This window comes from Blautia caccae (assembly GCF_040095955.1).
Taxonomy (GTDB): Bacteria; Bacillota; Clostridia; order Lachnospirales; family Lachnospiraceae; genus Blautia; species Blautia celeris.
In genome coordinates this window covers 176,632-198,742 of the sequence record NZ_JBBMFP010000007.1, presented here as the reverse complement: position 1 = coordinate 198,742, position 22,111 = coordinate 176,632, and the positions used below count along the sequence as shown (strand labels likewise).

Genomic DNA, 22,111 nt, shown 5'->3' with positions numbered 1-22,111 from the left:
TTAGTTCTCCCTGATTGTAAGGAACAGAAGTTCCATGGTTAAGTCAAAATTAACGTTTGCCTGCAGACGTGTCTTAGCTGTTTCGATCGCCTGGATAATTTTCTCCAGCCCCTCGTAAGAGCTCTTGTCTGCACGATCCTTGATTGCATTATATTCCTGACGGAACACCAGTCCGTCCACTTCTTTTGTAGCTTTGAACATCAGCACATCCCTGAACCACACTAAAAACAGGTCCAGATATTCATATACCGTATGCTTCTCCTCTGAGAGTGTCTTGATGGCATCCACCATCTCGTAGACCTCCATGCCGTCCCCCTTCTTCAGAATCTTCAGGGCAGCATCCATCATGTCGGCAAAATCCTCGGCCGTTGCGATCTGCTTAGCCTTCCCTACATTTCCCTGGGCAAACGCCACGCTGACCTCTGCCTGGTAGTCCGGTACGTGCAGCTCCTCCATGAGATAACTCTTGATCAGATCATCCCTGACCGGTTTGAAATTCAGGGTCACGCACCTGGACGTGATGGTTGGAAGAAGACTGGTATTGTTGTTCGCCAAAAGCAGAATCACCGCATAGGCCGGCGGCTCCTCAATGGTTTTCAAAAGAGCGTTTTGTGCCTGGACTGTCATCTTCTCTGCTTCGTCCACAATATATATTTTATAAGGCCCTGTATAGGGTTTGATCTCCACATCCGCAATGAGCTGTTCCCTGATATCCTCAATACCAATGGAATTTGGTTTCAGATGGCTGACATAGATGATGTCCGGATGATTCCTGTTCATGGCCTTTTTACATGAGCCGCACTGCAGACACGGCTCTTTTCCGTGCTTCTCGCATTGCAATGTCATGGCAAACAGCTTCGCCAGAAGTTTTTTTCCGCTCCCTTTCTCTCCTGCAAAAATGTAGGAATGAGAAACCTGATCCATGGCAACCGCATTTTGTAAATGGCGGATAACCTCCTCATGTCCTAATACCTTTTCAACTTCCTGCATTGCAATCACCTCTATCCTTCCGCCCTGCAATAAGGGCATTTATATTCAGAGCTGGCCTGCACCGGCTCGTTTCTATCATTATAGCACAGGTTTTCCGGGTCCTGCAACGTCTGGTGTTCTTACTTTTCTATTATTTCATCCCCGGTTGGTGTCCACTCCCGAATACTGTGGTTGTGTGAACTGTTTGGACTTTCGTCGGCAATTCGGAGCGGCCCGGCCACTGTTTCTGCTTACTTTACAGATAATTTGAATGTTGTCTTGGGTTTTCGCCGGTAATTTTGGAGACACCACCGCGGTTTCTCCCTGCTTTACAGATAACCTGATACAGGTCCCAGGCTTCCTTGCCCCGCAAAGCATCAAAAACTCCGGGACCTTCCAGATAATGTACAAACAGCCGCTGTCCGTGCCCGGAATGGATATCAGACGCTTCGGCTGCGGATATACTCCCGGATTTCTTCCATACAGCTTTCCAGCTCCACGTTCTGAAAACGCCTTTTGATTCCCGCTCTTTCCAGGTTCTCCTCCGAGAAATCTTCTGTGTCAGCCAAAAAACGCCGGCACATTTCCGCATAACGGGGCTTCTCCTGCAATTCTTCCCTGGCGAGGGCCCGTTTTAGGCGCTCCCCATCCTCCACCTCCACATAAATGGGGCAGACATTTTCCTCCCCAAAATATCTCTTCATATTCTCATAGGACTCCAGCGTCCCGATTGCCAGATAACTGCGCGCCTTCAGATCCACCTGCCCGTCATCCGCCGTAAAATAAGTCCAGGGGCCGTGCACAGTCTCATAAGTCCTGTACTCGATCACCTTTCCCTCATCCATAAACTGTCTGAAACGCTCCTCATCCACAAAGTGGTACTCTCTCCCATCAGCCTCCCCCTGTCGGACCGGACGTGTTGTATATAACAAAACATTCTTTAAACCAAACTCCTTGTCACGGAGAAGTCTGCTGTAAATGGTATCTTTACCGGAAGAGCTTTTACCCATAATATAAAAAATTCTGCCCATTCTTTTGTTCCTCTGTCTCTTATTTCCACCCCCGCCCGGCAATTTCAAAGAGTATGCCTTCATCTTATCATTCCTTCAACCATGGGACACCTTCCCCGGCTGGTACACGGACTGCAGAAATGGATTTTCAAACGTAACTGTTCAATATCTTCACCGTTACAGGCAAAAATCCATGCATATTCACCTTTGGCAATAGAATTTTTGCTTCGCTGCAAAGTGTTTTCTTAAGGGCAGCGCAGTAGATGCGCAGACCTGCCGAATCGTTACTTTCAAACATCTTTTAACACGTGAATCTTCTTTAGAGTATAGTCATTTAAGCCCTGAATGTCCAGACCCTGTTCCTTCCAAATACAAATCTGCCGCAATACATCTTTGCTGATTCTCTCTCCCGGAACCAGAAACGGGATTCCGGGCGGATACAGATACGCATATTCCGAAGAAATCCTTCCCTCACTGTCCGACAGGTCGATTTCCTCTTGGTCTCCTTCCACAGCCTCCGCTATAGATGTGCATACCTCGCCGGAAATATAGGTGCAAAACTCATCCCTCGCTGCTTCTGTTCTCTCCGTTTCACGATCAATATCCAGAAGCGCCTGCTCCAGCCTGCCAAACCCGTCCTCTGTATCCATTACGCTGGTGAGTGCGATCACATACTGGCTTGCCGCCATCTCCATCTGCAGATGATACCGTTCCAGCAAAATTTCATGGAGTTTTGCCCCATCCATTTCCGCATCTGCCGTAGAGATCAGAATCTTTGATTCATCCAGGTCATACACAAACCCCCGTCCCAAAATCTCATCCTTACTCACCAAATGCAGATTCTTAAGGGCCGCCAGTCTCCCCCTGCAGGTTTTAAGCCTCTCTGTATAGCCCGCAAATAGCTCCTTCCCCTTTTCCCGGATCAGCCTTACGCACGCATCCATCCCGGCCATAAACAGATAAGACGGACTGCTGCTCTGATAAATCCCCAGAAAACGCCTGAGCTTTTCCTCACTCACTCTCTCACTGTTCCTGTGCAGAAGCGCGGTCTGCGTCAGCGATGGCAGGGTTTTATGTAAACTATGAATCACCACATCCGCCCCACATGCAAGCGCGGATTCCGGAAAATATTCCGAAAACGGAAAATGCGCCCCATGTGCCTCGTCCACGATCAAAGGCACATGAAATGCATGAGCAATCTTCGCAATCCTCTTCACATCAGACACCACTCCGTCATAAGTAGGAGACGTGATAAGCACTGCCTCTGTGCCGGGATACCTCTCCAGCATCTCCCTGACAGCCTCAGGCGAAATTCCACCGTTCAATCCCACACTTTTTTCGGCCTCCGGAAAGAGATAATGTGTTGTCAGTCCTCTCAGATAAGCCGCGTGATAAACTGCCTTGTGACAGTTTCTTGCCATCAGTATCTCACCGCCTCTGGACGTACATGCGGACACAGCGGCCAAAATTCCCGACGTGCTGCCATTTACCAGATACCATGTCTCACGCGCCCCGTAAAGAGAGGCAGCCCGCTGCTGAGCCTCCAGCAGAATCCCTTCGGCGTGATGCAGATTGTCAAACCCGTCTATCTCAGTTATGTCAACCAAATAAGGGTTTTTCAGCGTCCCCGGACAAAATTCCCGTTTATGCCCCGGCATGTGAAATGGATAGTAATCCTTTCTTCCATATTCATATAAAGCCTCATCCAGCCACTTCTGCTGTTCCATTTTCTCATCCTTTCCCAGACAATTCCTCAATCAGCACTGCAATCTCCTTTTTAACATCCTGAAGCGCCGCTTTCTTCTGAACATTTTTATCCCTTGTCACGATCTCGCAGCACCCTTCTTTCATATTTCTCGGGCTGACGATCACACGCACAGGCACACCCATAAGATCCGCATCTGAGAACATAACCCCGGCGCTCACTTTCCTGTCATCATAGAGCACCTCCACGCCCTGCCTCTGAAGGTCTTCATACAGCTTATCCGCAAATGCTTTCACTTCCTCATTATCCGGCCTTACACAGCACAGATGCACCTGCCAGGGAGCAATGGCCATAGGCCAGATTGGCCCGTACTCATCATGATGTGCTTCACACACGGAGGCTGCCAGCCTTCCGATCCCTATCCCATAACACCCCATCAAAGGATACTTTTCCTTCCCATCTTTATCCAGATACTGCATCCCCATACTCTCCGTATACTTTGTACCGAGCTGAAAAATATTTCCCACCTCAATACCTCTGCACACCTGAATCGTATGCTTACCGCATCCGGGACACACGCCGCCCTCTGAAATTTTGGCAAAATCATGATACTCCGCCTGCGGGCAGTCCCTTTCCATACAAAGTCCTGTATAATGATGTTCCTCCACATTACCGCCGCAGGAGAGATTCATTCCCCCCTGCAAAGACCTGTCATAGAGCACCGTAAAATCCCCCTGAAGATCATAGGGCCCGATAAATCCGGGATGCAGTCCGGATTCCTCCGTTATTTCCGCCGGACGAATCTCACTTTTCAGGAAATTGGTAACCTTTGTCTCATTCACATCCAGATCCCCGCGGATAAACAGCACCACAAACTTGTCATCCGAATTCTTCTGATACACCACAGCCTTACAGGATTTCTCCTCAGGCATCCCCAAAAATCCGCACACATCCTCAATCGTATGAATATCCGGTGTGTACACCAGTTTCAGTTCCTCCTGCACATCATCCTGCGGATTCTCAACAATACTCTCAGCCATCTCCACATTAGCCCTGAACCCGCATTCCGGGCAGACCGCAACAGAGTCCTCCCCCACAGGAGTCAGCAGCATAAATTCATGAGACAGACTGCCGCCCATCATCCCCGAATCCGAAGCCACGGCAATCGTCTCCGGAATCCCGGCCCTTGCAAAAATCCTCTCATAAGCATGATAACACTTCTGATAATATTCCTCCAGGTCCTCCTGAGAAGTATGGAATGAGTAAGCATCCTTCATTGTAAACTCTCTCACCCGGATCAGCCCTGCCCTCGGCCTTGCCTCATCCCTGAACTTTGTCTGGATCTGATAAATCATAAAAGGATACTTAGCATAACTCTTTCCATACTCCCGCACCAACTGCACCGAAGCCTCCTCATGCGTCATCCCCAGTACCATCTTACTCCCATTCCTATCCGAAAACCGCAGCAGCTCACTCCCCACACTCTCATATCTCCCCGACTCCTCCCAAAGCGAGGCCGGCATAACAACAGGAAACTGCACCTCCTGCCCATCAATCCCATCCATTTCCTCCCGAATAATCCCCTCAATCTTCCTGCAGATCCTCCTCAACGGCCCAAACTGCGAATAAATCCCATTCCCCACATACTTCATATACCCGCCTCTCACCATCAAAGCATGGCTGTCGATCACACAATCCGCCGGCCTCTCCCGAAACCTTTCCCCCACAACTTTCTCCATCTTCATAACACTCTTCCTCCATTCACATTTTTTTATTTCATATATCTAAATCTACCAACTATTCAGCACCCCTCACATCTAAAGGCAAAATCCATCCTGAATTGCATCTAACAATGGAATTATCGCTTGCTCACATAAAACAACCTCCCGCCCTCACCCTGCACGAAGTGCTTTTTTCTGCCGCCGCTGTCCCATCGGTTCCGGGCAACGTGGTGTGTTGCAGTGCCGTATGCATTCCGAAGCTACACCGAGGGTATTTCGTCCGTCTGAGCCGTACAACCCATTGTTCGTCTCAGGCGGACGAAATACCCTCGGTGTAGAATTCGGCTGCATACAAACGCAACACACCACGTTGCCCGGAACCGATGGGACAGCGAGCGGCAGAAAAAACAAAAACCCTGAACCAGCTAAGCCAGTTCAGGGCGAATACTCAAATATCCGTGTTACCACCTGAATTCAGAATTTCCATTCTGCTCTCTCCAAGTACAGGACGCCATCCATCCAAAGATCATCAGCCATCCGATACTCCATCCCCATAACGGAGGATACCCGTCATAACCTACTCGTCACCTTTCAGCCTGCAGCTCAAAGACCGGTTCAGCGCCCCTCCATAAAGCCTCGCACCACCCGGCTTCTCTCTGCAACGTCCAGACACGCTTACTATCTCTTCTCAACGCCTTTCTCTTGATTCCGAATCTTATCACAAAACCGCATCCATGTCAACGATATTAAAAACAAAACCGCTGCTAAAAGCCGCCTGTGATTACCATTTACACGTTCCTGTCCCGCAGGGTATATTCAGGCCGATGGCATCAAAATTCCAAATCAGCAAGTACACAGTCCCGTCCAGAATATTTAATCCACTTTCAATATCATCCCCAATATCCTCTCCGCGCACTTCTCCATCTCTTCCCTGCTCACGAATCCCTTCTCCTTAGCCTCCAGAATCCTGTCAGGATAACCGCATCCCATCTTGATATCTCCCCCGGCCTTTACTTCCAGATAATGCTCCGCGTGATTCCACCAGTCCGTAGTCACCATTCCCTCGAAGCCCCATTCTTCTCTGAGGATTCCGTTAAGCAGTTCCGGGTTACAGGAAGTGGGATATCCATTCATCAGATTATAGGATGTCATCACTGTCCAGGGCTGGGCTTCCTTTACCGCAATCTCGAATCCTTTCAGATAGATTTCCCTGAGCGCCCTCTCCGACACCCTGGAATCGCTGTCCTTCCTGTTAGTCTCCTTATTATTGCAGCAGAAATGTTTCATGGACGCCCCGATATGCTGAGACTGGATGCCCCTGATCATAGCTGCTCCCATTTTTCCTGATACCAGCGGGTCCTCGGAATAATATTCAAAGTTTCTTCCGCACAGGGGACTTCTGTGTATATTCATAGCCGGGGTAAGCCAGACACCGATATTATTTTCCTTCACTTCAGCCGCTCCTGCTGCCCCTGCCTCAAATACTATCTCCGGATTCCAGGTACAGGCCAGCAGTGTGGCGCAGGGCCATGCCGTCGTATAGACACCGCACTCCTCCCTGATTCTCAGTCCTGCCGGGCCGTCCGCAGTCATGATATTGGGAATTCCATATGCCGGAAGATTGCCCATTCCATATGTATTGGCAGTACCTGTATTTACCTGACCGCCCAGCAGCCCGGCTAATTCCCTGTCGCTGAGCTGTGCCAGAAGCCGGCGTAAATCTGCCTTCCCTTCCGCTACACCTTCAAGGGTGATCCTGTCCGCATTTCGCCATTCTTTTTTCTCCTGATACGAGATTCCCTGTACATCGGGTTCCACTCCTTCCAGCGTATCAATATCCTGAGGAACCAGACGGTTCTTCTCATATCCGTCTCCGCCCTGCGGAAGTTCCTCGTAGGACCCGTCTGCCAACAGGCGTAATTTAAGGGCAGCCGGCGCGCATTTTCTTTCGAGCTGCTCTGTCACAACCGTCTGCGCTGCCTGGTATTCATAGTCCAGTTTTACTGTATTTCTCACAGAGTTTCCGATTCTGAAGCTGTAATTTCCGGCCTCCAGCACATAAGCAGATGCCTGGATCTTTCCCAGATCATCATACGAAGCCATGGCATTGACCGGCATTTTCAGTCTGAGCACCTGGGACTGCCCGGCTCCCAAAAGCTCTGTCTTTGCAAATGCCCCCAGCACTTCAAGCGGTTTTCCCAGAACACCCTGAGGTGCCCGGTAATAAAGCTGTACTACCTCTTTTCCGGCCCTGCTTCCCATATTGGTAACTCTCACATCCACACAAATGGTCCCATCTTCTTCCCCTGCCCGAAGCGGCTCAATGGCAAACTCCGTGTAGGAGAGTCCGTATCCAAAGGGATAATTTACCTTCTCGGCAGCGCCCGGAATCGTTTCAAAATACCGGTATCCCACATAGATGTCCTCTGTGTAATCCACATAATCCTCGGATTCGTTGAAACCTGCAGAAGATGGGTAGTCATCAAATGTACGGGCAAAGGTATCTGTCAGCTTTCCGGATGGGTTTACGTCCCCGCACAGCAGATCCGCCGCTGCCAGTCCGCCCTCCATGCCTCCCTGCCATGCAAGGAGAACTCCCTGTATCTTTTCAGAATCACAAAACCAGGAGGTATCCACCATACCGCCCACGTTCAGCACAACAACAACCTTTTCAAAATTGGCAGTCACTGTATCCACCATGTTCTGCTCTTCCCGGGTAAGATAAAAATCTCCATCTCCCGGAATCCCTTTCCGGTCCCAGCCTTCGCCGGAAAACCGGCAGATGGATATTACAGCCACATCCGCCCATGCTTTGGCTTTCTCAAGCAGATCACAGGGAATCTCCGGCTCTGCAGTCATACCCGGCTGAATCCCGCCGGCATACTGTGCACTTACATTTTCCCTGTAGAATTTGCCGAGAGACGCCAGTACCTGTACCTTTCCCTCTTCTTCCTTTATCTCAAGACCATCCTGGAGACTGCGCACATAAGCGGTAGTCACATCACCGCTGCCTCCGCCTCCTTTTACATAATCCACACTGCCTTTTCCGAATAATGCCAGTCTGGTCCCCTTCTCAAAGGGCAGGATACTCTTTTCATTTTTTAACAGCACCATTCCCTCGGCTGCTGCTTTTCTGGATAAAAGAATGTGTTCTTCACATCCTGTCACTCTCTGTCCGTTCCTGCCTAAAGGCAGGCATGGCTGATACAGCGCACGCGCCCATTTCTTCATAATTAAAAATCCTCCTGTTTTTTCTCGCGCCTCTATGGGCGGGATTCCTCGTAATCTTTTTTCTATCTTATCTCCCCATTCTCTGGGGAACAAGAGCTTATATTGACGTAAATGTTCCTGATATTAACCTCTTCCATCCACCCTTGCCGCTCCGTTTGTTTCACAGTGCATTTCTTTCTTTTTTCCGAAAAATCTTAATATTATCCATTGAGATAATCCCCCCTTTTTTTATAATATCCTAAAACACTAAAAGACAGGAGATATCCATATGAATATTTACGAAACCATGGCAGACTTAAAGTCCCTCCCGGTCCCCAAGACAGGCTGCAGAGCCCACTATGAGGGAAGTATTGATAAAAAAGGCGGAAATGCTGACTGGGACTGGGCGCTCTACCAGGATGCAGACGGTGAATGGGTTCTTTTTGAACACCTTGGCCCCGGATGTATCTATAATTTTGTCCAGCACCGCTATCCGTCCTGTGAGGAGCCGGTTTTCCGTTTTTACTTTGACGGGGAAGAGACCCCCCGCTTTACCATCCGGCACTCGGAATTCGGTGAAAAATACCCGTTTACAGAACCTCTTGCCTCCCGCTATATCGGCCCCTATGACAACGGCAGAGGTCCTATCCGCGTGGTGCGCAGCTTTGTGCCCATGCCCTATAAAAAAAGCTGTAAAATCACCAGCAGTATCCGGCTGGAAGGCTGTGACCGCAGTAAAAACCAGGGCGGCTGGGGCCATGTTGTCTATCACTCTTATGAAAACGGAGACGGCGTGGAAACTTTCAGCCCTGCAGAAGACCCGGCACAGCAGAGGCTGACCGCTCTCTGGAAACAGACCGGAAGCTGTATACACAGCCTGCAGTCCCCCCTGCGCCGCCAACTGACAAACCTGGTTCTGAAGCCTGGGGAAGAGTTCCCGCTTTTTACCTGTGAGGAAAGCGGCTGTATAGCCGGTATCCGCATTCTCACAGGGGAGTATACCGCCTCCCAGCTACACACTCTGTCTCTCAGCGCACGCTGGGACGGACATTCCTCCCCTGACTTCGATGCTTCATTCGGCTGCCTTTTCTCCAATGAACTGGGGTATCACAGTGTACAGTATCTGCTGTCAGGCATGAATACAGACGGGTATTATTATAACTTTTACCCCATGCCTTTTGCCCACAGTGCTGATCTGGTCTTGAAAAATACCGGGGACCTGGCGGTACAAATCCCCTTTGCCGAGATTCTCTGGACCCGTGAATGGAATCCATACTATCAGGAAAACGGATTCCTATATTTCAGAGGGGCTCCCTACTACAGCCGAAAACATACGGAAGGTGCTGACAGCCTGATCGCACAGGTATCCGGAAACGGTCATATCATCTCCTCCATCATCACCGCATATGGCGAGACCCCCGAATCCAGGGCTGACTGTGAAGGTGATGTCCGCATCCATTTTGACGGACTGCGCACACCGCAGATTGAGAGTGACGGTTCTGAAAGCTATTCCTGCTACGGCTGGGGATTCGAGACTCCCAAAGAGTGTAATCCTGCCAGCGGCTATGACGGGCATGAACACAAAGACTGGTCCATGCATCGCTCCCTTCCGGGGGACTGGTATCCTTTTTCTTCCTGTTTTCGTTTCGGAATCGAATCCGGCGGGTGCAATGACCTGTATATGGAACACTCCGGCATGGTATTTTATTACGGCAGAGACGAAATAAAGCTTAAGAAAATAGGGGAGATCCAATTTCAGGACCCCGGCACTTTGGAAGCTTTTCATTATATCTGCGAGGACAGCCCTGTGCCCGTTTCGCTGACTTCCTTTTTTGAGGGGGACGATGACCATATTCCTGTTACTTTTTACGGGCATTACAGCCGAAAAAAACGCTCCTTCACTGTCCCTGTTCCACCGGACGCCCAGGCAGTTATACTCCGCCGGGTCAGCGACCAGAAGTACGGACGCCAAAAAGCTTTCGTTTCTGTAGATAATGAAGCGGTGGAAGAATACCCCTGGTATTTTCCGGATCATAATCCATATAAGAGATGGCTGGAAGACGAGTTCATCATTCCCCGCAGATATCTTGCCGGAAAATCGGACATCACTGTCACCATAGAACCTCAGCCCTGCGGCAGCCCGTTATCTCCTGACCATGTGACCTGGAATGAATACGGCTATCAGATCTTTGCCCGCATCTGATCCAGCACGGCAATCCAGTCCCGCCCTCCATCCGGCGGTCTTAAGACCACCGGACAGGGCGGCCATATTTCCTTTTTCTTAACTGTTCCATCCTCAGGGTCAAACCAGCTGCACAGCACCGGTCCCTCTCCCATTTTTTCCAGATGGGCTTTTATCTCCTGCCCATAGGGGGTATACAAAAAAGCATATGTATCTCCTCTGGCGGCAGAGATATACTGTCCGCACCACTCCTCCTGCTCCACAAGTTCCGGTGCCGGGCGCAGTTCAAAAAACGGTCTGTCAAGCCGCAGTTTTTCCATATACCGCATCTGTCCCGCACCTTTCTCCAAAAGCCCTTCACGCCAGGTCTTCAGATGGCCTTGGTCCTTTTCCCTGCAGAAACACCACACTGCATGGTTCCCGTAAACACAGCCGCAGGCTCCCTGAAGCAGATTCCAATACCCATTCTGCCTTACTTCCCGCTCTCCCCAGAACACACCATACTCGGGCTGAAAACAGGCCGGATGACTCTCGTATCTCGGTTCCAGATCAAGACAGGGTTTCTCTTCCTCCTCCTGCATCTTCCTTATGAATTTCCAGCTCTCATAGCCCTCCAGTCCATGCCCGGACTGGCAGCAGTTAAAATCAATATATGACTTATCCCGCAAAAAATCGGTGGAACAGGACGCTCCGCAGGGATGGAAGGTCATCAGATGTTCTGTATCTCTGCTCCTGATTCCGGCTGCCATTGCGTCTGTCACGCTCTCCTGCTCCTCGTTTTCCACCGGTCTGTCTCCGCCCAGGATCCATATGATATTCCATTCTCTGCTATACCGCTCCCCAATCCAGGCGCCATAATCATAAGCACTTCCGGGATCTTTAAAGATTTCCGGCCCGCATCCCCACTTCTTATTCCACTTATCTCCCCAGCAGGGCAGCATCCCGATAAACATCCCCAGTTCTGCTGCTCTATGTACGATCCAGTCCACATGCCTCCAATACGCTTCGCAGTCCTCCATTTCCGGAAATGCCCCTCCCTGCGTCCCCGGCAGGCAGACCTTCCCGCTGCAAAGCGGCAGCGGCTTATCCCCATACGCATTCCCTGTATAGATTCCATCCAGCTCCGCCAGCGCTGCCGCCTGGATCACATGAAATCCCTGTGCTGCCCGCAGGCTCAGATACTCATCCGCTTCCTCTCTGTTCAGTCTGTGAAACAGTTCCCAGGCTGTATCTCCCAAATAGAAAAAAGGAGTCCCGTCCTCCCACATAAGATACTGTTTCTCATGGTGTACTTTCAGTTTTTTCATGTTTCGCCTCCATATTAGCATTCCTTCTTTTCTTAAAATGTGTTTTAAGATTTATTCCGGCAATCTGCAGTGTATTCCCGGCTAAATTTATGCAAATAACAACATTGCTTTTACTGGTTTTTAATGGTAAAATATAATGGTATAATTGATTTTAAGTCAGAGGATAATATTAGACAATCTAATGATTCCCCTTCGGAACAAACGAAAGGGGACATGTATTATGAACACGCTTGAAGTGCTTACCTTAGTTCTGGTCATACTATCTGCGCTGTCATACATAGACAATCATCAGAAAAGAAAATAGCTATCCTCTATAGGCAGTAGAGGATAGCTGGTAACTATAAATTACTATGGTTTTCCGAAGCGCAATCAATGGATAGCGATTATCTCTTGATTACTTCTAAATCAATTATACACTGGGTACTTGAATTTTTCAAGTACCCATTTGCATTTTCTATTCTGAATATACCAAAGCAGTTACCCTTCACTGCGCGCCCAGCAACACGCTTCGCAATGCACAGATATGGAACATTCTGCTCTATATCGCGCCGGCTGCCTTCGCTACCGAATATCAAACACACTCCGTACCGTCAGATCCTTTATCTCACCGCAAACCACTTTCACTCTTCTCTCCCCTGCATTCATATCAAAATAGTTGTCCTCCAACACCAGATTCTCATTCCTGTTCCGAATCTCAACACTCTTCGCATACGCCTTTGCCCTGACGATGACCTCACCGTCTCCGGACTCCACCGTAAGCTGCGGATCTTCATACCGGAAAAATCTCGGCAGTGTGAGTATCACTGTGGAACCGGATACCCACCGGTCATCCTCAAAAAGATCATAGCTGATGTACTCTTCCCGGATTTTCATGTCCGGAAGCTCCCTTTTTTCCATCCACACACTGGAGAGTGTCGGCACCGAAAGCTCTGTCTCCTCCTTCTGCAGAATACCGCCGAACCGGTCCCGTACAGCCCATACGACCCGGACCACTTTATCCTCCGGCGTCTCATTAGACACATTGAACGTCACACTCTTCTCCATCTGAAAGGGCTGCGCATTCACATTGGTGTTCTGCGTCATCATCCCCTCCTCCCTGCAGGACAGCAGGATTGGAGCAAAAAACCTTTTGGCATAATAATGCAGTGCCTTCCACCTTCCGTAATAGTCAATGGAGGACCAGGAAGCCACCGGCCAGCAGTCATTGAGCTGCCAGTACACTGCTCCCATACACCTGCCCCTGTTTCTTCGGAAATGCTCCACTCCGTATTTTATAGCTTCTCCCTGCAGGAGCTGGGACGCATACAGCAGCGTATCAAAATCAGTGGGATACAGGAAGGTCTGGTACAGATACTTCATGATCTTCCCATTTGCCGCGTCATTCCTCTGATGCTTATCCATCACATAGGAAAAAATATTCCTGTCCTCCGGCAGCGTAAACGCCTCCACTGTCTTCAGACACGGAAAAGACTGGAATCCAAACTCACTGGCATACCGGAAATAATACTTACGGTATTCGGAAAATGGCTTATCCCCGTGCCATACCTCCCAGTAATGCACATCCCCCCGGTCGGGGTCATTGGGCGCGTCGAAGCTTCCGCCCGAAGACGGACTTGCCGGCCAGTAAAAGGTCTGCGGGTCTTCCTCCTTCAGCACCTGCGGGATGATATACTCGTACATCTTGATATAATCCGCCTTCTGCTTCAGCGTATTCACCCACTGGCCCTCATCCACAAACATTTCCATCTCATTATTCCCGCACCAGAGTCCAAGACTGGCATGATGGCGGAGGCGGCGCACATTGTCCCTGATCTCCGCCCTGATATTTTTATCAAAATCCTCTGTCAATTCATAGACAGCGCAGGCAAACATCAGATCCTGCCAGACTACCAGTCCCAGCTCATCGCAGGCATCATAAAAATCGTCATGGGGATAGAATCCGCCTCCCCATACCCGGATACAGTTATAATTAGCCGCCCGGCACTGTTCCAGCAGTTTCCTGGTCCTCTCCCCGGTGATTCTGCCGAAAATATTGTCTTCCGGTATATAATCCGCGCCCATGGCAAAAATCTGCACGCCGTTTACCTCATGGGCAAAGCTCTCGCCGTATACATCCTTCTCCCTGTGCACGGTCATGGTCCTAAGCCCTATCCGCTTCTCCCATCGGTCAACTTCACGGCTGCCGTCCATAAGCTGCACACAAATTCCATACAGATTCTGTTCCCCGTATCCGTTCGGCCACCACAGAAGCGGCTGTGTGATGACCAGACACTCCGGTGAATCCTCCTCTGTCCTCACATTTCCCTGTGGGTCTGTGACTGTGACCCTGTAGGAAAGCTCCTGTGCTTTTGCCCTGTCCTCCTGTGTTTCTCCTGCGGAAGCGATCTCTGTGCGGATATAAAGTGTGACCTTCTGCTCCTCATGCTCCTGCGTCACATATACGGATTCCAGCCTTCCCTTCTCCACTCCCTGCAGGAAAACATTCTTCCATATTCCCGCATCCGGAAGCCTTGGGCCCCAGTCCCAGCCAAACATGCAGTGTGCTTTCCTGATCTGGGGAAACCCGTCCATACAGTGTTCAGATCCCATAGTCACACACTCCGCATAGCGCTCCCGGATATATTTAACAGGACTGTGAAAATAAATCCTCAGACTGTTTTCTCCCCGCAGCAGCATCCCGGTCACGGAGTATGCCCATGCGCGGTGCATATTGTCAGCCCGGCCCAGCAGGCATCCATTCAGATAAATGTCTGCAATGGTATCCAGACCGTCAAAACAAAGTCTGATCTCATCTGTATCAAAAAGTCCGCTCTCCGGTGTGAACCGGGTTTCATAGACAAAATCCTTCTCCATCCATTTCAGGGCTTCATCCTCGTTGTCCCTCCAGAAGGGATCTTCCATCCTGCCCGTGCGAAGCAGATCATAGTAAACAGACCCCGGCACCTGGGCGGGAATCCTCTCCTTTTCTCCCTGAACCTGGAGCGTCCACCCCTGTGTAATCTCCTGTCTCCTCATATTTCGTTTATCCTCCAGTCTTGTCTCCATCCTTCCGGATGCCATGTTTCTTAACCGTGTATCCCTGCAGCAGTCCGGCGCCGGCTGACTCGGGTTTCGCTCAGCGAAACACCTCCCGGAACTGAGGGTGCTTAACAGCTACCTATGATATTACAATGCCGCAGAAACACCAGCTTTTTCTCCATCTGTATGCTGTAAGCATTCTCATGTCCGCAGAACGGATAGATCTCTATCTGTTTATCTGATTCAATCCTGTTATAAGTGGCAAAAAAGCATTCTGCGGGGCAGGTCTTATCCTTTAAGGATACAGAACACAGGACAGGACAGGTAATGCGGGACGCCAGATTCATTGTGTCAAAGTAGCTCAATGTGCCGAAAGCCGTATCCGTATGCTGCGGAAATCTGCGGAGGTACGCGGCAGCGGCACCAAAGCTGCCGTACTCCCCCTCCACCCTCACTGCCAGATCACTGTTGCCCGGTACATCCGCCAGTGCTGCGGCAGGCCGGCTGTCCAGTGCCGCGGCTGCCATGACAAGGGCTCCGCCCTGGCTGATTCCGTGGAGCACAATCCTGTCCCTGTCCGTCTCCTCCATGGCGCAGGCCGCGTCCACGGCACGGACGCTGTCCAGATAAACATGCCGGTAATAATACTCATGGGGATCTAAGATCCCTCTGCATGCAGGCCCGTCAAAATAAGCTTCCTGATAACAGGCATGGTCTGCTGTGATCCCGCCCTGTCCTCGGCAGTCCACAGCCAGAACCGCCATCCCCAGCGCTGTCCAGAAAAGATGGTCTGAGGGCATCCCTCTGCTGCCGGAAAATCCGTGATACTGAATCACACAGGGAAGTCTGCCCCCGCCCGCCGTCCGCGGAGCCAGATACCAGCCGTGAATCCTGGTATTCTCCATCCCCTGATAACTGATGTCATACACATGGACCTTTTCCGCCGGATAATCCTCCAGCCTTTTCACTTCCAGTCCAAGCGGCAGCCTCCGGCTCTCTTCCAGAGACTGCTCCCAGAACAGATCAAAATCCGGTTTCCGGGTCAGGGGCGGCAGATATTTTTCCAGCTCTCTCTTCCTGTCTTCTATGTATCCCATCTCTGTCCTCCCGATTCAGGTCCGCGTTTTCCCGCGCCAAATAGTTACAATACAAATATGTTTTTCAGGTTCCTGCCTTCCCTTGCCGCGGCGAAGGCCTCCTCGTACTCCTCAAGAGCATATGTGGCAGAAACAATTTTATCTATATTCAGGACACCTGCCTGCACCAGCTTCATGCATTTTCTGTACTGGGTCAGACTGGCACGGCAGCTCCCTGTGAGGACAAGCTGTTTATAATGTACCTGATTGGTATTGATCGTCACCTCACACCTGTCAGCGGGAAGTCCGCCGAAGAAGTTCACCCTGCCGTTCACCGCCAGCAGTTCCAGGGCCTGTGCCTGCGCCTGGGGAGACGGGCACGCAGTGATACAGACAGAAACACCCTGGCCCTGTGTCTGCTCCATGACGAATTCCTTCAGATCTCCGCCTGCGTATGTGGTGAAGAACGGGTCAAACGCCCTGCATATAGCCACCCTGTTTTCATTCAGATCCGTGATCATGACCTTTGCCGCACCGGCCATCTTTGCCAGCATACCGTGCATGATGCCGATAGGGCCGGCGCCGATGATCAGCACTGTGTCACAGGGCTTTATCCCTACCTGCTCAAAGCCATTGTATACACAGGATAACGGTTCCAGGACCGCCGCCTTCTCAAAAGTCATGTCCCTGTCGATCTCTATCTTCACCACATTTCCCTGGCGGACCGCTGCCTCGGGGATCACCACATATTCCGCAAATCCCCCGTCCATGTTGATCCCAAAGGCACGGTATTCCCGGCACAGATGGGTATTGCCTGATACACAGGCATCACAGGTGCCGCATCCCATATTCGGAGCGATCGCCACAGTCATTCCCGGCTCATAGCCGATCACCGCTTTCCCGGCCTGTTCAATGATCCCGGATATCTCATGCCCGTAGATACGTGGTGTCTCCTTTGTCACTCCCTGGTATCCGTTCTGGATCATCCGCAGGTCACTGCCGCAGATGGCTGCCGCTTTTACTTTCAGAAGAAGCTCACCGTCCCCGATCTCCGGTTTGGCCACATCGGTCAGCGCATAATCATTTTTTCCATAAAATTGTATTGCTTTCATTCTCTATCCCTCTCATCTCTCCGTGGCTTCCGGTGCATTCCAGGCCCGGACCACCAGGCTGTCCGTATGGGAAACGGCAATGCATTTTACCTCCCCCGGATTCAGCCAGAACAAACTGCTTTCGGTTACAAATTCCGTATCTCTGTCAGGGCATTCCACGGTGACTCCGACTGCCGGAACATCCCCGGTATTGGAAATGACGACATGGCCCTCTTTTACGTTACAGGTGAGCGTTGTTCCTGGAAGTGCCAGCAGACAGCCCTGTTTCTGCTGATAATTGAACCAGTAAAAAGTATCGTCCGCTTTTTCCCCTTCCACATACACCTCTGCAGTCAGCAGGACCGGACCGCTGCCCGCATCTGCTCTGTCCACAGGCAAGTGCCCGAGATAGGTTACATTTGCGCTGTCTCTTCCGCTGTACACCGCCTCGCTGATCACATGCAGGTTTTCATCGTAAGCCCTCACCTGCACACTCCATGCACTCCCATCCAGACGGTCTGCGTCATCCAGCAGGTATACAGGAAGCTTCACATCTTCCTCCATCCGCATGGATGAAAATAAAATGCAGGCGTGGAGCGGCTCATAACTGTCCTTGATTGCATAATAGGAAAGCTTCGGCACGCCGTAGTAATCAATTGTGGACCAGGAGCATGCCGGGTACACATCTGTCAGCTTGTAGTAACAGATTCCCGTGGATTCAGGCCACCTGCACCGGTAGGCTTCCAATGTATGGCGGACCGCCGTTGCCTGGGCCATCTGTGTTCCCCAGATAAAGCTCTCCATGGTATCCCCGGCACAGAATTCCGGCACCCGTTTACTCAGATGCGCCATATCATCAGGTTCAAGCTGGTTGAATCTGGGGGTGTGGTGCCCGAAGGAACCAAAGCGGCTGGGCGGCCACTGTCCTGCCTCCTCTTTTGGCAGATACCGCATCACACTTCTGTGATTCGGCGCGGAAGCCATGCCGAATTCCCCCATAAAATGAGATCTCAGGTTAAGGCTCACATCAATATCCTGCATATCCCAGTACGTGGAATAATTGTGCAGGGCGCCACCCCACGGCGAAGTCCTGTGGAATCCCCTGCTGCCGTCAAGCTCATAGGCACAGCGTGCCATCATATCCATGGCCCTGCCGTCAGCCCTGGCAGACTCATTTCCCCCGCACCACATGATCAGGGACGGATGGTTTCTCAGCCGCGGCATATGCACCAGTACCGTCTCCTCCAGTTCGTCAAAGGGCTGGTCCTTCTGGCTGTCCCAGCAGGTGGGCCACTCCTGCATGACCATGATCCCCAATTCGTCGCACAAGTCATAAAACAGATCCGACTCCGGCATTCCGCCGCCCCATGCACGGAGCAGTTGGATATTCTGGTCCCTGGCAAGGCTTAAAAACCTGTGGTACAGATTCCTGTCAAACCGCAGAAGCACATCCAGCGTGCACCAGTTCGTACCCTTGATGAAAACAGGGCGTCCATTTACTATAAATGTCCAGTTATGCTTGTCCTCATATGGTCCTCCCGGAAGCGGGCCCATCTCAATGGTGCGCATACCGAAAGTGGTATAAAAATACTGTGTCTCCCCCTGTTCTGTCACCACCGACAGACGAAGTGTGTACAGATTCTGTTTTCCCATATTGACCGGCCACCAGAGCCTTGGATCCTCGATTCTGGTCTGCAGATGGACGACCTGTCCATCCGTGTGGATCTCCGTCCCAAAGACAAAACTGCCGCCTTTTCCCTTGTGGTTCTTTCCTTCTATCTCGCCGGTGATGGTCACTTTTCCACCTGTTCCGTGAAATTTCATGCAGATATCCACAATCCCCTCATCTGTATCCCCACAGGATACCAGGGGCTTCTCGCTGCAGCAGGAGGGTTTCTTTTCCTCCAGCCCGACGGGCGCCCATATACCCCTGCTGGGAATGCAGGCATAATGCCACCCATACACGCAGTTGATGACAACACCGTCATGCCACCCCTCGTCGTTATCCATATATTCGGACATGGGCTGGGGCCGGGCCGGCGAGTTTTCTATCTTCACGATCAGGGTGTTCTCCCTCTGCAGATAAGGCGCGGCGTCAAACACAGGGCGTCCGAACATTCCCTTGTGCTCTCCCAGGTAATGACCGTTCAGCCAGATTTTTGCATAATGGCAGATTCCTTCAAAGTACAACTGATTCGCTCTGCAGCCATCTTCCCGGGAAAATTCCTTTTTCAGCCACCAGGTCTTATAGCTGTACTCCCTGGCAGTTTTATCATTCAGCCCCACCGTAGGGTCCGGAATGATGCCGGCTTCATAGAGGGCCGTATGTACACTGCACGGCACATTGGCCGGAATACTGTCCTTCCAGGGCACCGATAGATCCAGTCTCTCCCTCTCGTCCCCGTCCCAGACCATCTGCCAGATGCCGTTTAGGGATACACGGTTCTCCGTATCCTTTATCACAACTTTTCTGTCCGCATTCAGCCCTGTCATAACAGCCGGTGTCTCCAGCATGGACGGCTTCGGCGCCCAGGCTTCTTTCTCCAGCTCGTCCAGGGATTTTCTGATTCCCAGCCTTTGAGTCATCGCTTCTCCTCCTCTCAGTTTTCTGCCGCAATCCGTTCTCTCAGCTCCTCCACGATCTTCACACCTGCACTGGTCCCGATTCGTTCCGCTCCGGCCTCGATCATGGTAAAGGCAGTATCCAGATCCCTGATTCCTCCGGCTGCCTTTACTCTTATCTCATCACCGACCAGGGATTTCATCAGACGCACATCCTCCGCTGTGGCTCCCCCTGTACCGAATCCGGTAGATGTCTTGATAAAATCGGGTTTTACCTCCAGGGCGATCTTACAGAGAATCTCCTTCTCCTCTTGGGTCAGATAACAATTTTCAAAAATCACTTTGGATAACACGCCCGCTTTCCGACAGATTTCCACAATGCTCTCCATCTCCCTGCGGATATAGTCCAGATTCCTGTTCTTCAGCTCCACAAGATTGACTACATAGTCGATCTCATCCGCGCCTTCCCGGATTGCTGTCTTTGTCTCAAATACTTTCGTTTCGATGGTTGTCTGGCCCAGAGGAAAACTTATGGCTGCGCCCACATGCACATCGCTGTCTTTAAGGAACTCCCTGCATTTTTTTACCGGCGCTGAATTGATCGCCACCATCTTAAAATCATACGCTGCGCTCTCCTTGCAAAACGCCTGGAAATCCTCGTCGCTCACATATGCTTTTAACAGTGTCTGGTCAATCATTTTTGCAAGTTTCTGTGGTGTAAGATTATTTTTCATGTCATTCTCCTCTTTCCTTTTCTCCGAAAGCCCCCAGGGCCTCCAATAGGTTTACATAAATTTCTTTGTTTTTCTGATATATCTCATATCTCTCTTTATCCGGAAGATATACCTCTTCTCTCAGAGGCGCCTTCATGACGGCTTTTAAATCCCGAAGCAGTCCTGTACCGTAAGCCGCCAGCATGGCACTGGCGTACACTGCCGTATCCGCTTCCTGCAGGGGCCGGTAAGGTATCCCCAGCGCGTCAGCCTTTATCTGGCTGAAGACTGCACTTCTGGCGCCTCCCCCGGCTCCGTAAATATACTTGGGTGAGATCTGTGGATTCTGCCTCTTCAAAATGGAATAATAGTACGCGTATTCATATGCGATACTCTCCATAATACTCCGGTACATATGAGCTCCGGTGTGATGAAAAGAAAGCCCCCAGTATGCGCCTCTCACCCCGGGATCATTTGGACAGGTACGGCCAGAAAAATGGGGTACGAAATATAACCCGCCGCTGCCTGCCTCCAGCCTTTCGGCCTGTTTGTTCCAATATTCATAATCCCTGCCGTTCTGTTCCAGAAACCACCGCAGGCAGAGTCCTCCGCCTCCGATATATGCCAGGGGCGTGTAAAGCCCGTTTATCACTGACCTGGAAAACAGTATGGTCTTCGTCTCCAGATCCGGCGTAAAGCGGTCCGTGCTGCAGGAAAAAATGGAAGCAGTCCCGGCCACATCATAAATCATGTCCTTTTCCACGATCCCCGCGCCCAGGGCGGAAGCCGCAGAATCCCCGCATCCGGCCACCACCCTTGTCCCGCTTGTGAGACCGCAGGCCTTTGCCGCCTGCTCGGTCAGCCTGCCCACCTCGGTCCAGGGGCTTACGATCCGGGGCATCTTATCCTTCTCTATGCCGAACTCCGAGAGCAGCCCCTCATCCCAGACTTTCCTCCTGTTGTCCGCAAATCCGGAGAAGTGCAGATGGGTATAATCGATCCACGCCTGCTCCGCCTTCAGCCCGCACAGCTTTCCGGCCACAAAGACTCCGGGCAGGACGAACTTGGCAGCCTTCTCATATTCTGCCGGCCTTTCTGCCTTCCTCCATAATATCTTCGGGCCGTGTGTGTAAGTGACCGGTCCCCCGGTCCGGCGTATGACCTCATCCCCGGCCCGGTTTATCATTGTATGGATATACGGTTCACACCGGGTATCCAGCCAGGAATCATAAGGGCCAACCGCTTCAAAGTCAGCATCCACTGCCATGATGCCCGCCATCTGCGCATCGATTCCCATGGCAGCCACCTGTTTTGGCGGGACACCGCTCTTTTTCATCAGCGCGTTTACGGTCCGCAGAACGGAACCATAGATATCCTCAGCGTTCTGGCAGACCTCCCCGGGTCCGCCGTATATAAGATTCGACTTCTCAAAAGCCTCCGATATTTTCTTTCCGTCCAGGGAAAAAAGGGCAGCCTTTGTTCCCTGTGTTCCGATATCTATACCGGCCGCATACTGTAACTTCATATGTCATCCTTTCCCGCATTTT

General features: G+C 51.1%; 13 protein-coding genes and 1 other annotated feature. Of the genes, 1 reads left to right on the top strand and 12 read right to left on the bottom strand.

Annotated features, from left to right (window positions below; translation table 11 throughout):
• The 5 genes from holB to WMO65_RS09845 all read right to left on the bottom strand — a co-directional run bounded on the left by holB (position 1) and on the right by WMO65_RS09845 (position 8,636).
• Positions 1-990, bottom strand: coding sequence for a DNA polymerase III subunit delta' (holB, locus tag WMO65_RS09865; protein ID WP_018595388.1), 990 nt, complete (start codon positions 988-990; stop codon positions 1-3).
• A gap of 419 nt (positions 991-1,409) precedes the next feature.
• Complete coding sequence (locus WMO65_RS09860; RefSeq protein ID WP_103732987.1) at positions 1,410-2,000, bottom strand: nucleoside/nucleotide kinase family protein; 591 nt, start codon at positions 1,998-2,000, stop codon at positions 1,410-1,412.
• A 269-nt stretch (positions 2,001-2,269) separates the two neighbouring features.
• Positions 2,270-3,706, bottom strand: coding sequence for an aminotransferase class I/II-fold pyridoxal phosphate-dependent enzyme (locus tag WMO65_RS09855; protein ID WP_148391974.1), 1,437 nt, complete (start codon positions 3,704-3,706; stop codon positions 2,270-2,272).
• Between the two features lie 4 nt (positions 3,707-3,710).
• On the bottom strand, positions 3,711-5,429 hold the full coding sequence (locus WMO65_RS09850; protein ID WP_148391975.1) for a proline--tRNA ligase: 1,719 nt from the start codon (positions 5,427-5,429) through the stop codon (positions 3,711-3,713).
• Positions 5,430-5,838: 409 nt separating this feature from the next.
• Positions 5,839-6,106, bottom strand: a binding site (T-box leader).
• A 172-nt stretch (positions 6,107-6,278) separates the two neighbouring features.
• Positions 6,279-8,636 carry a glycoside hydrolase family 3 protein gene (locus WMO65_RS09845; protein ID WP_148391976.1) on the bottom strand — a complete coding sequence of 786 codons (2,358 nt, stop codon included), beginning with the start codon at positions 8,634-8,636 and terminating at the stop codon, positions 6,279-6,281.
• Between the two features lie 268 nt (positions 8,637-8,904).
• On the opposite strand from WMO65_RS09845, the gene WMO65_RS09840 reads away from it, so the two are divergent.
• On the top strand, positions 8,905-10,818 hold the full coding sequence (locus WMO65_RS09840; protein ID WP_148391977.1) for a DUF2961 domain-containing protein: 1,914 nt from the start codon (positions 8,905-8,907) through the stop codon (positions 10,816-10,818).
• Here WMO65_RS09840 and WMO65_RS09835 read toward each other — a convergent pair.
• The 7 genes from WMO65_RS09835 to WMO65_RS09805 form a co-directional block, all read right to left on the bottom strand.
• A complete protein-coding gene (locus WMO65_RS09835) occupies positions 10,797-12,104 on the bottom strand; it encodes a glycoside hydrolase family 140 protein (protein WP_187370557.1) in 1,308 nt (435 codons plus the stop codon). The genes WMO65_RS09840 and WMO65_RS09835 overlap by 22 nt on opposite strands.
• A 561-nt stretch (positions 12,105-12,665) precedes the next feature.
• Positions 12,666-15,119 carry a beta-mannosidase gene (locus tag WMO65_RS09830; RefSeq protein ID WP_148391979.1) on the bottom strand — a complete coding sequence of 818 codons (2,454 nt, stop codon included), beginning with the start codon at positions 15,117-15,119 and terminating at the stop codon, positions 12,666-12,668.
• A gap of 131 nt (positions 15,120-15,250) precedes the next feature.
• Positions 15,251-16,219: an acetylxylan esterase gene (locus WMO65_RS09825; RefSeq protein ID WP_148391980.1), complete on the bottom strand. Its 969-nt coding sequence runs from the start codon at positions 16,217-16,219 to the stop codon at positions 15,251-15,253.
• A gap of 44 nt (positions 16,220-16,263) precedes the next feature.
• On the bottom strand, positions 16,264-17,310 hold the full coding sequence (locus WMO65_RS09820; RefSeq protein WP_033141234.1) for an alcohol dehydrogenase catalytic domain-containing protein: 1,047 nt from the start codon (positions 17,308-17,310) through the stop codon (positions 16,264-16,266).
• 12 nt (positions 17,311-17,322) lie between these two features.
• The gene (locus tag WMO65_RS09815) at positions 17,323-19,875 is read right to left on the bottom strand and encodes a glycoside hydrolase family 2 protein (protein ID WP_148391981.1); all 2,553 of its coding nucleotides are present in this window, start codon (positions 19,873-19,875) and stop codon (positions 17,323-17,325) included.
• A gap of 14 nt (positions 19,876-19,889) precedes the next feature.
• A complete protein-coding gene (deoC, locus tag WMO65_RS09810) occupies positions 19,890-20,585 on the bottom strand; it encodes a deoxyribose-phosphate aldolase (RefSeq protein WP_148391982.1) in 696 nt (231 codons plus the stop codon).
• A gap of 1 nt (position 20,586) precedes the next feature.
• A complete protein-coding gene (locus tag WMO65_RS09805; RefSeq protein ID WP_148391983.1) occupies positions 20,587-22,089 on the bottom strand; it encodes a xylulokinase in 1,503 nt (500 codons plus the stop codon).
• Between the last annotated feature and the right edge of the window lie 22 nt (positions 22,090-22,111).

Excerpts from the sequence above, each read along its gene's own strand:
- holB (WP_018595388.1), bottom strand. The coding sequence starts at position 990 with ATGCAGGAAGTTGAAAAGGTATTAGGACATGAGGAGGTTATCCGCCAT.
- WMO65_RS09860 (WP_103732987.1), bottom strand. The coding sequence starts at position 2,000 with ATGGGCAGAATTTTTTATATTATGGGTAAAAGCTCTTCCGGTAAAGAT.
- WMO65_RS09855 (WP_148391974.1), bottom strand. The coding sequence starts at position 3,706 with ATGGAACAGCAGAAGTGGCTGGATGAGGCTTTATATGAATATGGAAGA.
- WMO65_RS09850 (WP_148391975.1), bottom strand. The coding sequence starts at position 5,429 with ATGAAGATGGAGAAAGTTGTGGGGGAAAGGTTTCGGGAGAGGCCGGCG.
- WMO65_RS09845 (WP_148391976.1), bottom strand. The coding sequence starts at position 8,636 with ATGAAGAAATGGGCGCGTGCGCTGTATCAGCCATGCCTGCCTTTAGGC.
- WMO65_RS09840 (WP_148391977.1), top strand. The coding sequence starts at position 8,905 with ATGAATATTTACGAAACCATGGCAGACTTAAAGTCCCTCCCGGTCCCC.
- WMO65_RS09835 (WP_187370557.1), bottom strand. The coding sequence starts at position 12,104 with ATGAAAAAACTGAAAGTACACCATGAGAAACAGTATCTTATGTGGGAG.
- WMO65_RS09830 (WP_148391979.1), bottom strand. The coding sequence starts at position 15,119 with ATGAGGAGACAGGAGATTACACAGGGGTGGACGCTCCAGGTTCAGGGA.
- WMO65_RS09825 (WP_148391980.1), bottom strand. The coding sequence starts at position 16,219 with ATGGGATACATAGAAGACAGGAAGAGAGAGCTGGAAAAATATCTGCCG.
- WMO65_RS09820 (WP_033141234.1), bottom strand. The coding sequence starts at position 17,310 with ATGAAAGCAATACAATTTTATGGAAAAAATGATTATGCGCTGACCGAT.
- WMO65_RS09815 (WP_148391981.1), bottom strand. The coding sequence starts at position 19,875 with ATGACTCAAAGGCTGGGAATCAGAAAATCCCTGGACGAGCTGGAGAAA.
- deoC (WP_148391982.1), bottom strand. The coding sequence starts at position 20,585 with ATGAAAAATAATCTTACACCACAGAAACTTGCAAAAATGATTGACCAG.
- WMO65_RS09805 (WP_148391983.1), bottom strand. The coding sequence starts at position 22,089 with ATGAAGTTACAGTATGCGGCCGGTATAGATATCGGAACACAGGGAACA.